Origin of the sequence: Accumulibacter sp. (assembly GCF_032229525.1) — a bacterium.
In the GTDB taxonomy this organism is placed as follows: Bacteria; Pseudomonadota; Gammaproteobacteria; order Burkholderiales; family Rhodocyclaceae; genus Accumulibacter.
On the sequence record NZ_JAVTWB010000202.1, the window covers coordinates 23,483 to 36,222 of the forward strand.

Here is a 12,740-nt window from a genome sequence, read left to right on the forward strand (position 1 = left end):
TCCAGTACAACGCTATCCGGGAAATGGTCATGGTAAGGGAAAAAGTGGCAACTACAAAAGCGGCAAGAGCGAAGGCGGCAGCGGACCTGTTGGCACAGGTCGGCAACCAGCCGGCACCCATAGACGACGAGACGCGCAAGACACGTCTGAAGACGTTGATCAAGCTCGGCAAGGAGCGGGGCTTTCTGACCTACGCCGAAATCAACGACCATCTGCCAGATGACGTCGTCGATGCGGAGCAGATAGAAAGCATCATCAGCACCTTCAACGACATGGGCATCCAGGTCTACGACGAGGCGCCAGATGCCGAAACGCTCCTGATGTCCGACGCCACGCCGGCCTCCGGTGCGGACGACGCCGATGTCGAAGAGCAGGCAGAACAGGCCCTGTCCACCGTCGACTCCGAGTTCGGCAGGACTACCGACCCCGTGCGCATGTACATGCGCGAAATGGGCTCGGTTGAATTGCTCACTCGGGAAGGCGAAATCGAAATCGCCAAACGCATCGAAGACGGCCTCAAGCACATGATTCAGGCGATCTCCGCCTGCCCGACGACGATCGCTGAAATCCTCAGCTGTGCCGACAGGATCGCTCGCGACGAAATGCGCATCGAAGAGTTGATCGACGGACTGATCTACCCCGACGGCGCCGGCACCTCGGAAGAGCCGGCAGAGGAGGAAGATGAGGGCGACGATGACGACGATGACGACGATGACGGTGAAGCCGCTGAAGGTGCCGCCGCGGCAGCCTCTCTGCTCAAGCTCAAGATCGAAGGTCTCGAACGTCTAGAACTGATCCGGTCGCACGACGCGAAAGCGCGTGCGCAGTTGCTCAGGAAAGGTTCTCAGGACAAGGCCTACCTCAAGCTGCAGGAGAACATCTCGGACGAGATGATGGGCATTCGCTTCACCTCGAAAACCATCGAGCGCCTGTGCGACCTGGTACGCGCCATGGTCGACGAAGCACGCACCTGCGAGCGGCGGATCCAGCGCATCTGTGTGGACACCGTTCGCATGCCGCGCCCGCACTTCATCAAGGTTTTCCCCGGCAACGAACTCAATCTCGACTGGGCGGATGCCGAGATCGCCGCGGCCGGCAAGAGCTACGCGGCAGTCCTCACGCGCAACGCGCCGAACATCACTGAAGAGCAACGGAAACTACTCGCTCTGCAGGACCGTATCGGTATCCCGCTGAAGGAACTGAAGGACATCAACAAGCAGATGTCTACCGGCGAAGCGAAAGCCCGCCGCGCCAAGCGCGAGATGACCGAAGCCAACCTGCGCCTGGTGATCTCGATTGCCAAGAAGTACACCAACCGTGGCCTGCAGTTCCTCGACCTGATCCAGGAAGGCAACATTGGCCTGATGAAGGCCGTCGACAAGTTCGAATACCGGCGTGGATACAAGTTCTCGACCTATGCCACCTGGTGGATTCGCCAGGCGATCACCCGCTCGATCGCCGATCAGGCAAGGACGATCCGCATCCCGGTGCACATGATCGAGACGATCAACAAGATGAACCGCATCTCGCGGCAGATCCTGCAGGAAACAGGCCTCGAAGCCGACCCTGCGACACTGGCCAAGAAGATGGAGATGCCGGAAGAGAAGATCCGCAAGATCCTCAAGATCAGCAAGGAACCGATCTCGATGGAGACGCCGATCGGCGACGACGACGACTCGCATCTCGGTGATTTCATCGAAGACCAGGCGACCCTGGCGCCCACCGAGGCCGCTCTTTATTCGAGTCTGCGCTTCATCACCAAGGACGTGCTGGACACGCTGACACCGCGCGAAGCCAAAGTACTGCGCATGCGTTTCGGCATCGAAATGAACACCGACCACACCCTCGAAGAGGTCGGCAAGCAGTTCGATGTTACCCGCGAACGCATTCGCCAGATCGAAGCGAAAGCACTGCGCAAGCTGCGTCACCCATCGCGTTCGGACAAGTTGCGCAGCTTCCTCGACAGCGGCAACGGCTGACACGCTCGGAGCCCCAGCAGAAAGACTTCACAGAGAGTCCACACCTGTCCAGAGCAGCACTCGCTGGCTGGCCCCGGCCAGCCAGCCCTGCCAGCAGTCACCAACGGCGGCAGCCACGCGAGTCACGGCCCCTGCGCATTCAGCAAACCGCTGCCACGACCACTATCAGCCTGCCGCCGCCTTCTTCCTCTTGCGGCCATGAAACAGCCCGAACAGGCTCAAGCCGATCAAGCCCAGGGTAGCCGGCTCGGAAACCTCGGCAGGCGGGTCTACGAAGATACTGTCGTTGGCGCAGTTCTCGGTCCAGTGAATGTCGAAAGGATTGCCGTCCCAGCCGCTGTCCCTCAGCAGCTGCAACGGAATACTCATTTCGTAGAAATAATGATCATCGTTCGGATTGCTGCCGTAGCCCTTGACCGGACTCGTCGTGTAGGCAAGCTGCGCCATTCCCACCAAGGTACCGCCGGTCAGATGCGTCGGATGAGACAGGTCGGGGGCGTAGGCCGTGCCCTGGGGGTCGGTGTACTGGCCGTTGCTGTCCCACAGACCGTAGGCCCAGGTGGGATTCTGATAGACGCCGGCTTCCACACCGAAGCTTTCGAACTGGTAGGTGCCGTTACCCGTGACACGATCAACGTGCAGGATGTTGATGCCGAGGTCGAAACTGCCGTTCTTCCCGAAATCAATGGCGAAGTCGCCGGCGCCATAGCTGTTCGCCTTGGGCTGGTTCGGCGTTCTCGGGTTGTGGCCGGTCGCCAGGGCAATGTAGAGCTGGCCGTCCTGGATTTTTGCGTAGAGGGCCTCGGCATCGTAGGCTTGCCCGCCCCAGCCCGGGCTCAGGTAGAAAGCACCACCGCCCACCTGGTCCTCGATGGTGTATTCGATGCCGGCAAACGGCATCCAGGTTGTCGGATTCACCCCCCAGTCCGACAGGTTCCCGTCAATGGTGAAGGCCGAAGCCGACATGCTGCTGCCAAGCAGGCCAAGTACCGTGATGGTGCGGGAAATGATATGTTTCATGGTGGACTTCCACTTCAGGTTTGCGGTCGGAAAGCTGCGTTACGAAGTGTCCCCGAAGCAACCCGTGGACGGTTATGAACTAGTGCACACATGGCTTGGTGTTTGCTGGCGGATGGCGAAGGTTTTGGCAAGCCCGTAGGCGCCGCTCGACGAACAACAGACTGGCCGGCCGCGGACGCAGCGGCAGACGCCGCAAGGCGTGCCAGCGCCGGAGAACGGTCGCGAATCCACGGCGCAAGAAGGTAAGCATCTAATTTCATTGCGCTCCCCGGTCTTGCGCTCGACTACCTACCGATGTTGACGCGGTATACCGATTCTGAGATAGTCAGTTGCCGCCGACAGGGCACCTGATGTGGCCAGGGCGCGGGGCACGGGCTCTACCATCGAGCCCCGGTCCAGTCCATCAACGCGACACGGCCGCACATCGCTGCCAGAGCCAAGCTGTGCACCGGCAAGCTGGCACGGGTGGGGCGCATCACGAACAATCCACCGCTCGACACTCTTTGGATGATGCACGATGTTACTCGGCCTCGAAAACGCTATCGTCAGTCTGCTGCAAAACGAGTTGCCGTCGCTGTTCAGCGGACCCGGAGCCGCGACGGCCAGCTTTTCCGCAGACGCCTGGGCCTTCGATCGACTGTCCACTGCGCCGGTCGCCGGCGAGCTTGGCCCCGAAGACGCGGTAGACGAGCTGCCTTTCGACTCCAGCGCGCCGACCGGCCCCTACTCGCTGACGCGGCAACCGTATCCCGGCCTGAAACGCGTCTACCTGCGCTCGACGAAAGGCGAACTGGTGGCGCTGAGAAACGCGGAGGTCGTCTGGAACCCCGCCGACCCCGGGTCGTTCGCGATCGTTCCTGTCGCTGGACGGACTCTGTCCGAGTTCGATCACCTGCACGTCATGTACAGCGCGGTGGCCGAAGCAACACGGCTCAAGACACTGCACAAGCTGACGCTACAGATCGCCGGTGCTGACAGCGACAGTACCGAAAGAGCCTTCGCGCTCTCACTGTCGGTACTGGCCATGAATCACGACATGCTGCTACGCCGCGCCGCCTTTTCCTGGGCTGCGGACGACTATCAGGTCGACGGTTCGGTCAAGACACTGAGATTCTTCTCGGGCTCATCGTCAGGGGAGAACTTGCGCACCCTGTCGCTGGAAGCGGAGCTCGATCTACGCCTCGAACGCCTGCTGGCAGGGAGCGAAGCGCGGTTGGCTGCGCACACCCCATCGCCCCGCACGGCAGGCTAAACAGGTCGCCAGGCCTGTTCGCGAAGCCTTCCTGAACCTGAGGCAAGCCGCCGCCCCGGTTTTGCCTGCCCCGTGTACTCGATTCGCCCCGGCGTCGCCGCGCTGACCACCAGCATTCGTTCTTTTCGCCCGCCAGTCGGCTAAGCTTATGCCTCTTCTCCTGGCCAGCAGGACTCAGGGAAAATGCTCATCGCCACGAGCTTTGGCTGAGCAGTCGCAGAACGCCCGCCATCGTCGAACAGGTCCCGCAAATGAACGCACGCATCCGCTTCATCATTTCCGTCATCATCCTCGGTCTGCTGATGACCGGCCCCTTCGTCATCACCGCGCTGCTGATCTGGGCCGGCGCCAAGGCCCCGGAGCGCGCACTGCTCGTCCAGTTGATCGTGCCCCACCTGTCGCTCGGCGCGTCGATGACCACCTTCGGCTTCATCCTCGGCCTGCTGGTCATCCGTTACCTGTTCCGGCAGTATGTGCGGGGCCTGCTCAAGATGGCCGAGAGCCTGCGGGTGATGCTGACCGCCAACCGTAACTTCCGGGTGGTTCCCGAAGGCCCCCCCGAAGTGCGGGAGCTGGCCGCGGCAACCAACGATCTGGCCCAGCAGCGAGACGGCCTGATGGACGATGTCGACGCCCAGATCGCGGCCGCCAAAACGTCGGTGGAAGAAGAAAAGAATCGCCTGGCAGCGCTGATGTCCGAGCTTGCACAAGCGGTAGTGGTATGCAACCTGGACGGACGTATCCTGCTCTACAACAGTCGTGCCCGCCTGCAGTTCCGGGCGCTGGCGCAAGGCAGCACGGCGGGGGCGGGCGGCGCGCTGATCGGCCTTGGCCGGTCGATCTTCTCGATTCTCGAACGCAATCAGATCGATCACGCGCTGGAAGTGGTATACCAGCGCCTGCACAAGGGTGCCGGCGCCGCCATCGCCAACTTCATCACCACCCTGCGCGGCGGACAACTGCTGCGCGTGCAACTGGCCCCGGTGCTGTCTATCGACGGCGATTCCCCGACGCGCGACATGACCGGCTATGTGCTCACCGTCGAGAACATCACCCGCAGCCTGGAGCAGGAATCGCGCCGCGACCAGGTGCTGCAATCGCTGACCGACGGCAGTCGCGGCAGCCTCGCCAACATCCGCGCCGCGGTCGGCAATCTGACCGACTATCCGGACATGGAAGCAGCGGTACGCGAACGCTTCGTCGGTATCGTCAGCGACGAAGTCGTACGTATGAGCCAGCGACTCGATCAGACGATGAACGAGTTTGCCGATTCACTGAAAACCCGCTGGCCGCTGGAAGACGTCCTTGGCGTCGACATCATCGCCGCCGTTCAGCGCCGCATCGCCGAGCAGCTCGAGCTGCCGAGCAAGACCGAGGAAATCGACGAAACCCTGTGGCTCAGAGCCGAGAGCTTCTCGCTGGTCTTCTCGATCTGCTGCCTGGCATTCCGCCTGGTCGAGCACTACCAGATCAAGGAATTGCGCTTCCGGCTGCAGCCTTTCGGCCGGCTGGCCTACCTGGATATCATCTGGGCCGGTCACGCCATGTCCTCGGAGACTTTCTACAGCTGGGAAATGGAACCCATGCAGGTCGGCCAGGAGACCTCGCCGCTGTCGCTGCGCGATGTCATCGACCGCCATGGCGGCGAAGTCTGGTACGAGCGCGAGAAAGCCGCCCATCGCGCCTTTTTCCGGCTGGTCCTGCCGGTCGCCATCCCCGAGGCGACGGCCGAGGCCGAGATCATCGACGACAGTGGCGTGCGCCCCGAGTACTACGACTTCGACCTCTTCGATTTTCGTGATCAGAGCATCGACCTGGACCGCCCGCTGACCGATCTCAGCTACACCGTGTTCGATACCGAAACCACCGGCCTCGACCCCAAGGGCGGCGACGAAATCATCCAGATCGGGGCTGTACGCATCGTCAACAACCGTCTGTTGCGCCAGGAGAATTTCGACGAACTGGTGGACCCGGAGCGCTTTCTGCGAGCCGAGGGAATCCGCATCCACGGCATCACCGACGACATGGTGCGCGGCCGGCCCAACATCGACGCCGTCCTGCCCGCTTTCCACGATTTTTGCGCCGATACCGTCCTCGTCGCCCATAACGCGGCCTTCGACATGCGCTTCCTGCAACTGAAAGAAGAGCGCACCGGCGTGGTCTTCAGCCAGCCGGTCCTCGATACCCTGCTGCTGTCCGGTGTGCTGCATGCCAATCAGGATTCGCATCAACTGGAGAAGATCGCCGAACGTCTCGGGATCAGTATCGAAGGCCGGCACAACGCGCTGGGCGACGCCGTCGCCACCGGCGAGCTGTTCCTGAAAATGCTGCCGCTACTGGCTCAGCGGGGCATCGTCACCCTGCGCCAGGCGCTGGAGGAGTCGCAGAAGACCTACTTCGCGCGGGTGAAGTATTGAGCACAGGCGGGTACACGCCGCCACCTTCAGCGCACGGTCAGTGTTGCTGCCCGACGAAAAACTCCCAGATGACATCGGTGGCCGAGAGCGCGGTCGATGGCGGCGTATCGCCGCGCGGTTTCTTGCCGCCCGGCCACGAGTGGCCGCCGCTGGCGGTGACGCAGAGCCTGACTTCGACAGCGCCGCGACACTGTAAATAGGCATCACAGTACGCGCCCGCGTTCTCGAAAACACGTTTCGGTGCACTGCTGCAAGCGTTGAACTTCACCCACCTGGCTATCGAGTCAGGAACAGAAACAAAGGACGTCACTTTCGACGATTGCCGGCCGGCACCGCCTTCGAAAAGCTCCAGTTCATCGTCCCTGGCATGAATGTGCAGGATCGAAATCGGCACCTTCGGCGAGCACATCCTGGTGTTGTCGGTACCGGCCACGGCAGCGACGGCCTTGAACACATCGGACATTTCGCAGGCCAGGCGGTAAGCCATCATGCCGCCGTTCGACATGCCGTTGGCGAATATCCGGCCGCGATCGATATTCAGCCGGGTGCCCAGCTGCGCGATGATCGCCCGGACGAAGCCGACATCGTCGATGTCTTCGTCGCGCGCCGAGGCGCAGCAGTTGCCGGCATTCCAGGTGGCAAGCTTGCCTGACTTGAGTTTGCTGAAGCCATTCGGAAAGACCGCGATGTAGCCCGCCTGCTCGGATTTCGAGATCTGTCCGTAGTAGCTGTCGTTGGCCTGGTAGTCCATGCTCCCGCCACCGCCGTGAAAGGAGAACACCAGCGGAGCCGGCGTCGACGGGGAGTACGACGACGGCACATGCAGCCGGTACCAGCGCGTCAACCCGGCATGAACGAGGGATAACGAATAGTCACCCGGGCCGGTGATTCGGCCGTCGGCAGCGCTGGAAGGCGCCGCCCTGGCGGGTTGTCGCGCCAACCAGCGCTCCCTGACTTGCTCGCGAAAACTCCGCGAGCCATTGTCCGGCACCCCCTCCTGCGCCGAACAAGGGTCGGGCAGGGCAGCGCCCAGACAGATCAGGCAACTGGCCAAAAAGCCTTGGCAGTTCACTCCGAGAGTGCGTCGGCAAGGGCACGAAGCAGTTTCGCCCCGTCGCCACGCCAGGCGCTACCGTGCATGCAGGCAAGCGTGGTCGGGTTGGTCGAGGCCAGTCGCTCGAGCAACAAACGCGCGTTTTTTGTGTGCGAGAAGTAATCCATCTGGTGACGGAAGGCCTCGCTCGGCCCGAGAATGTCCGACTCGGTGACCGGCGGTAGATCCGACCCGCCCTGGGTGAACAGGTCGCCACACAGCAAGGTGGAGCTTCGCTCTTCCACCAGAAAACCGCATTCCCACGCGTGCGGCAGATGGGGCGTATCAAGCCAGCGCACGGCGTGCGCACCCAGCTGCAGCAACTCGCCATCAGCCAGCGCGCGGGGTGCCCGGTCCGCAAGGTCGCCGATCGATACCATCGCCGCAACGGCACCGCACAGCGGCACCGACTGCGGCGCGGCGGCCAGCCATTCGTTGAGCGAGCCGCATTCGTCGGCTTCCACATGCGAAAAGGCAATGTAGCGAAGGCTGTCCACCGGCAGCACACTCGCCACCGCTTCACGTACCAGCGGGAACATCCTTCGCGGCCCAGTGTGGAAAAGCAGCGGCTGATCGTCCGCAATGAGGTACTGGTTGAACGAAAACCCGCCGGCGCCGGCGATCGTCACCGGCGTGTTGATGCGATAGATGCCGCCAGCAAGCTCATGCACATTCGTCCCGGACTGACTGTTGGTAATCGTCATCGTCTCCCTCTCTAGCGAAACAGGGTTCAGGCCGCCATCACGCGCTCGATGCACCCCCCGTGAAGCGGTTGCTGCTGGCTCATTTCACCCGGAAAACACCTCTGACCAGGCGGATTTGACCCTCCTGAAGGCTGCGCCGCGCGTTCCCGGCTTTTTCCGCCAGGTTGTCGACAAAAACCGCCAGGGATAACGCGCTCGCTGCGGCGCCCGCGGCGGTCTTGCTCAAATGAGCGTCACTGGTGTCCTCGAAAAGCTCGGGAATGAACCCACTCTCGGCCAGCACCGAGCGCATTTCTTCAGCAGAAACAAGGCAGCTGTCAGCCGGCTCAGTAGCCCACGGCAGCGGAAAATAGGCGGTGGCAGCTTCCCCGGCGACCATCTCCTGGAAGGCAAACCGACCGCCAGGCTTGAGAACGCGGTAGATCTCCGCGTAGAGCGTCTGCTTGTCCGCTATATTCATGCCAACATTCTGCATCCAGACGGCGTCAAACGAAAAGTTGGGAAAAGGCAACTTGAGCGCGCTGCCCTGGTGCACCTCGATTCGCTCGTCGAGGCCGGTCAGCCGATTCAACAGCACCGCGGCGGCGCAGTAATCGGACGACATTTCGAGGCAGTCGACGCGGCAGCCAAGCGCCGAAGCGAGCAGCCGGGCGGGGCCGGCCAAGCCGGCGCCGATGTCGAGAACACGATCCTCAGCCCGAATCTGCGCCAGCTCCAGCAACTCGCGCGAAGCGCCGAGCCCGCCCGTATGGAAATGGTCAAGCGCCCCCAGCTCCTCCGGCGACAGGCCTTGCTCGGGATTCAATCCGGCCGCGCGAACGGCCGCCAGGATTCGCGCCTCGATGTCGCGCGCCGAATAATGTGATTCCAGACCAGCCATCGATAGACCCTCCTCAAAATGCGCCGTGTTCGGTGCACGTCGATTGTATGCCACAGCCCAGAGCTTGACCTTGTGCCGCGCGCGACGCCATGCGCGGGACTTGCTCAAGCGGGCGAAGACCTGGCGCGGCCGGGAGCGGCGATGGAATCACATGCGCCTTGGGCCGGGACGCGCTTCAGCTTAGGAGGTTGGCGAGGAAGTCGAGATGAAAGTCGCCACCGACGAAGCCGGCGATGCCCGAGGCCAGCCCGACTCCGGCGAACACCATCGCGAACCACACCAGCCAGCTTCGGCGTGTCAGCGCGGCGATGCCCAGCACGGCGAGAGCGACAGTAATTCCCGCTTCGGCGATATCGAACTGGTCATCGTGAACGTTCAGCCGATCGTACTCCCGTTCGTAGGCCTCGGCCCGCGTCTTGATTTCGTCCCTTTCGCCGGCATAGCGATCGACCTTGACGCGATAGAACTCGAGCTTCTTATCCAGCACTGCGCTAGCCTCCGGGGTCAGCGCGGCACCCCGCTCACGCTCGAAGGTGAGTTGATCGAGCATGTTCTCGGCGAGCGCCAGCTTGGTACTCTTGGCCTGAAAATACGCCCAGGTGTCGATGCCCTTTGCCTGCGCCTGGGCCATCGCCTGCACGATGTTCCCGTCCTTGACGTTGAACAGCGCCATCAGCGTCGCCAGGACAGCCACCAGCAAGGCAATCACGCTGTTCAGCCGATCGGGAGTCCGTTCAGCCGTGTTCACCACCTCTTCGATCGCATCCTTGATGTCTGCCACTTCAATCTCCTTCTCGCAACAGCGAAGTTTTCACAAAAGGTCCCTCAGCGAACATTTGCTGTGATCCCCCTCCTCGAAGGTCGGTTACCTTCCTGCCCGTTGCGCCAGGCCATGGCTTCGAATTCGACCCGAAGGGCGTCCTCGACCGCAAGCCCCGGATGCGCCTAAAGGATGGGCATGAAGCTCATGGTTGGTGGACAAACTGCTTGATTGCGTCATTTCCGATCAATCACCTGGGACGTGTTTCTGACAAGACGCATCACTTCGGTACCGCCGGGACAAGCCCGTACCTGGACATGACGGATACCAGGGCCGCTTTGTCCGGCGGTCCGCCGGCGTTGATCACCACGGCAACGTCTTTGAAGTATTGGGCTCCGATGTCCGGAGACTGGACGACCAGGGCGCGAGCGGTCTCGGCGAATGGGTTCGCGAAAGCATGAACCACGCCCTTTGGCGTGCTCATGCATTGGCCTGGTGTCAGATCGCGAGTCTCGGTTCCAACCGTGTATCGAAGGGTTCCCGCCAAAACGTACAGGCATTCTTCGTTGTTGGAGTGACTGTGTGGCGGAGGAACGTTTGAGCCAGGAGGCACGGTCAGTTCAAACATTCCGAGGCTCGCGGTGTGCGAGCCATCGACGATGTAGTTGATGCCAAGCTGGCCAACTTCGATCTCGGTAGTAGCCATGGGATTCCTTCATTGGTAGAGCTCGTGGTGTGAAATATGCAAGCTTAAACTGACCCCCCAGCTATTATTCTCGACACTGAGGAACGATTTTTTCCTTGATAACTTCTGCATCATTTAACTGCTCTACTGAAAGACTTTCGATCGATTTATTTGCAACGCAGTGACAGATCGCCGACTTTCTATTATCGCCTCCCACACATGAACTAATAAACTTGCTCTTCCAGCTGTCAATGAATGCCTTATCGTATTTTTTGTCGAAGGCTTTTTTGGAATCACCACATCCAGAAATGAGTGCCATTGACGACACGGCCAAAAGTAACATTGCCAATCTTTTCATTTTGACTCCCACACTGAACTGCTACGCCAACATGAAAGCAACTTTTTAATTGCTTCGGTTTGCGGATTTTTCATGGGTACTTACATTGCTTATTTCCATTTTGCTTTCTGCCATACGCATGGAAAGCAGCTCCAACACCTAACGACAAGCTTGAGCGGCACGCTGCTCTTGCATGTCCGCCCCGTGGATAATTTCGCCGGGCCCCCTTGATCCTATTTCGCCTGTCCTCTTTAAATCCGCAATGCGTTAGTCTCGGCGGTTCGCTGGCGCAAAATATTAATCACCCTGACACTTTCGACAATTCTCGATCGCAGCTGCTTGTTGCCGGAACAATGTCGCATATAAATCGAAGCTTGAGCATGTGATATTGCCCGTACAGAACTGTTGGAATGTTAGCACTGACCCTTATTACTCTGCTTATTGCTCTGCTGCTGCTGACCCTGCTTGTTCCACTTATTGCTCTGATTTCTCCTTCCCGGCTGCACGGCTTTTTTCACGCGGCCCGGTGGATTGGCGGGTTAGTCGCCATTTGGCTTCTCGAAGTGAATGACATATGCCAGGCTGTGCCCAAAGAACGCTCGCTCACGGAAGCCAGTTGAGATTGCCAGGCTCGTGACAGTACCACGGGTCTGGAAGTGGGGATCGAAGATAAGCTCAACGACCACCAGAAACCCGCCGGGTTTGAGGGCGCCGAACAATTCGGCAAGAGCGGAAGGGCGATCGGGAATCTCCCCCAGGACAGTCACCAGGACCGCGCGATCAAAGTGACTGAAGGGAAGCTTGCCGTCACCGAGAGCAGCAGCGACAAACTCGACGTTTGTCTGACCGGCAGCGTCCGTCTTGGTTTTGGCTCGGGCAAGCATTCCCGGCTGGATGTCCAGCGCAACAACACGACCGGACGGGCCTACGCCCCGGGCCAGAGGAACTGTCAGGCGCCCCGGGCCGCAACCTGCGTCAAGGACTGTCATGCCAGGCGAGAGTTCAAGAGTCTCGACAATGAATGCGGCACGGTTTGTCTTGGTGAAAGGATTGTCGAGTTCCACGAGCCAACGCAGCCAAACCGGACAGTGAAGACTCTGGCGACGGGAAGCAAGACGCCATGCGGTCCCGACAACAACGGTGGCGACGACGAGCAGAAGAACGATGATCAAGGCAGTCATGAGCGCCGGGGGTTGATAGCGGCTAAGGTAAAAACGAGGGGCGCCGCGCGAGGCAGACTGCCCGAAGAGTCGCGGCTTGACCGGTGTCCCTCGCGATTGCCGGGCTAACCAGCATTTGGACTGACTTCGGAAAGAATCACTTCGGCGACCCGACGACTGCTGGGCAGCAGCGTGTGGATGACAGGCACTTGCCTTTGAGCTGACAACCAAGGAGCGCTGACCTCTCCGAGGGAAACCACGCCATCATTTGGCTCGCCGCCAAATGGGCCGCCGCGGTTTGTGAACCCGCTCACACCTGCGATGCCCGTTGTCGCTTCTTGCAGCGAGCCGATGGCGCTCATGCGGGATGACGACGCAAGCAATTGCCCACAATCGCCGGCTAGTGCACGATAAAGCAGCTTGTTCTTGAGGCGAAGTGCCAGACGTGACGGC

Annotated in this window: 11 protein-coding genes and 1 pseudogene; 3 read left to right on the plus strand and 9 right to left on the minus strand. The window is 60.8% G+C overall.

The genetic code is table 11. The features are described from left to right. Positions 1–29: 29 nt before the first annotated feature. A complete protein-coding gene (rpoD, locus tag RUW20_RS15790) occupies positions 30–1,979 on the plus strand; it encodes an RNA polymerase sigma factor RpoD (protein WP_313953179.1) in 1,950 nt (649 codons plus the stop codon). A gap of 165 nt (positions 1,980–2,144) precedes the next feature. Here the strand turns inward: rpoD and RUW20_RS15795 are convergent, their stop codons facing one another. Continuing rightward, a complete protein-coding gene (locus RUW20_RS15795) occupies positions 2,145–2,999 on the minus strand; it encodes a PEP-CTERM sorting domain-containing protein (RefSeq protein ID WP_313953180.1) in 855 nt (284 codons plus the stop codon). A gap of 517 nt (positions 3,000–3,516) precedes the next feature. Here RUW20_RS15795 and RUW20_RS15800 point away from each other — a divergent pair. Both RUW20_RS15800 and RUW20_RS15805 read left to right on the plus strand, forming a co-directional pair. Further along, positions 3,517–4,251 carry a hypothetical protein gene (locus RUW20_RS15800; protein WP_313953181.1) on the plus strand — a complete coding sequence of 245 codons (735 nt, stop codon included), beginning with the start codon at positions 3,517–3,519 and terminating at the stop codon, positions 4,249–4,251. Positions 4,252–4,502: 251 nt separating this feature from the next. Continuing rightward, on the plus strand, positions 4,503–6,668 hold the full coding sequence (locus RUW20_RS15805; protein ID WP_313953182.1) for an exonuclease domain-containing protein: 2,166 nt from the start codon (positions 4,503–4,505) through the stop codon (positions 6,666–6,668). Positions 6,669–6,705: 37 nt separating this feature from the next. Here RUW20_RS15805 and RUW20_RS15810 read toward each other — a convergent pair whose 3' ends face one another. The 8 genes and pseudogenes from RUW20_RS15810 to RUW20_RS15845 form a co-directional block, all read right to left on the minus strand. Continuing rightward, positions 6,706–7,608 (minus strand): prolyl oligopeptidase family serine peptidase, encoded by a 903-nt coding sequence (locus tag RUW20_RS15810; protein ID WP_313953183.1) that lies wholly within the window; start codon positions 7,606–7,608, stop codon positions 6,706–6,708. A gap of 128 nt (positions 7,609–7,736) precedes the next feature. Next, positions 7,737–8,465 carry an MBL fold metallo-hydrolase gene (locus RUW20_RS15815; RefSeq protein WP_313953184.1) on the minus strand — a complete coding sequence of 243 codons (729 nt, stop codon included), beginning with the start codon at positions 8,463–8,465 and terminating at the stop codon, positions 7,737–7,739. 79 nt (positions 8,466–8,544) lie between these two features. Further along, positions 8,545–9,345 carry a class I SAM-dependent methyltransferase gene (locus RUW20_RS15820; protein WP_313953185.1) on the minus strand — a complete coding sequence of 267 codons (801 nt, stop codon included), beginning with the start codon at positions 9,343–9,345 and terminating at the stop codon, positions 8,545–8,547. Positions 9,346–9,520: 175 nt separating this feature from the next. Then, positions 9,521–10,126 (minus strand): DUF4337 domain-containing protein, encoded by a 606-nt coding sequence (locus tag RUW20_RS15825; protein ID WP_313953186.1) that lies wholly within the window; start codon positions 10,124–10,126, stop codon positions 9,521–9,523. Positions 10,127–10,385: 259 nt separating this feature from the next. Further along, positions 10,386–10,811 (minus strand): cupin domain-containing protein, encoded by a 426-nt coding sequence (locus tag RUW20_RS15830; RefSeq protein WP_313953187.1) that lies wholly within the window; start codon positions 10,809–10,811, stop codon positions 10,386–10,388. A 64-nt stretch (positions 10,812–10,875) separates the two neighbouring features. Beyond that, positions 10,876–11,148, minus strand: a complete 273-nt coding sequence (locus tag RUW20_RS15835; RefSeq protein WP_313953188.1) for a hypothetical protein — start codon at positions 11,146–11,148, stop codon at positions 10,876–10,878. A gap of 518 nt (positions 11,149–11,666) precedes the next feature. Beyond that, the gene (locus RUW20_RS15840; RefSeq protein ID WP_313953189.1) at positions 11,667–12,308 is read right to left on the minus strand and encodes a methyltransferase domain-containing protein; all 642 of its coding nucleotides are present in this window, start codon (positions 12,306–12,308) and stop codon (positions 11,667–11,669) included. A gap of 104 nt (positions 12,309–12,412) precedes the next feature. Beyond that, positions 12,413–12,740, minus strand: a pseudogene (locus RUW20_RS15845) (alpha/beta hydrolase); the annotation flags it as partial.

Bases quoted from the DNA above. Each gene is read 5' to 3' on its own strand.
- rpoD (WP_313953179.1), top strand. From the start codon at position 30: ATGGTAAGGGAAAAAGTGGCAACTACAAAAGCGGCAAGAGCGAAGGCG.
- RUW20_RS15820 (WP_313953185.1), bottom strand. From the start codon at position 9,345: ATGGCTGGTCTGGAATCACATTATTCGGCGCGCGACATCGAGGCGCGA.
- RUW20_RS15795 (WP_313953180.1), bottom strand. From the start codon at position 2,999: ATGAAACATATCATTTCCCGCACCATCACGGTACTTGGCCTGCTTGGC.
- RUW20_RS15835 (WP_313953188.1), bottom strand. From the start codon at position 11,148: ATGAAAAGATTGGCAATGTTACTTTTGGCCGTGTCGTCAATGGCACTC.
- RUW20_RS15830 (WP_313953187.1), bottom strand. From the start codon at position 10,811: ATGGCTACTACCGAGATCGAAGTTGGCCAGCTTGGCATCAACTACATC.
- RUW20_RS15840 (WP_313953189.1), bottom strand. From the start codon at position 12,308: ATGACTGCCTTGATCATCGTTCTTCTGCTCGTCGTCGCCACCGTTGTT.
- RUW20_RS15800 (WP_313953181.1), top strand. From the start codon at position 3,517: ATGTTACTCGGCCTCGAAAACGCTATCGTCAGTCTGCTGCAAAACGAG.
- RUW20_RS15815 (WP_313953184.1), bottom strand. From the start codon at position 8,465: ATGACGATTACCAACAGTCAGTCCGGGACGAATGTGCATGAGCTTGCT.
- RUW20_RS15805 (WP_313953182.1), top strand. From the start codon at position 4,503: ATGAACGCACGCATCCGCTTCATCATTTCCGTCATCATCCTCGGTCTG.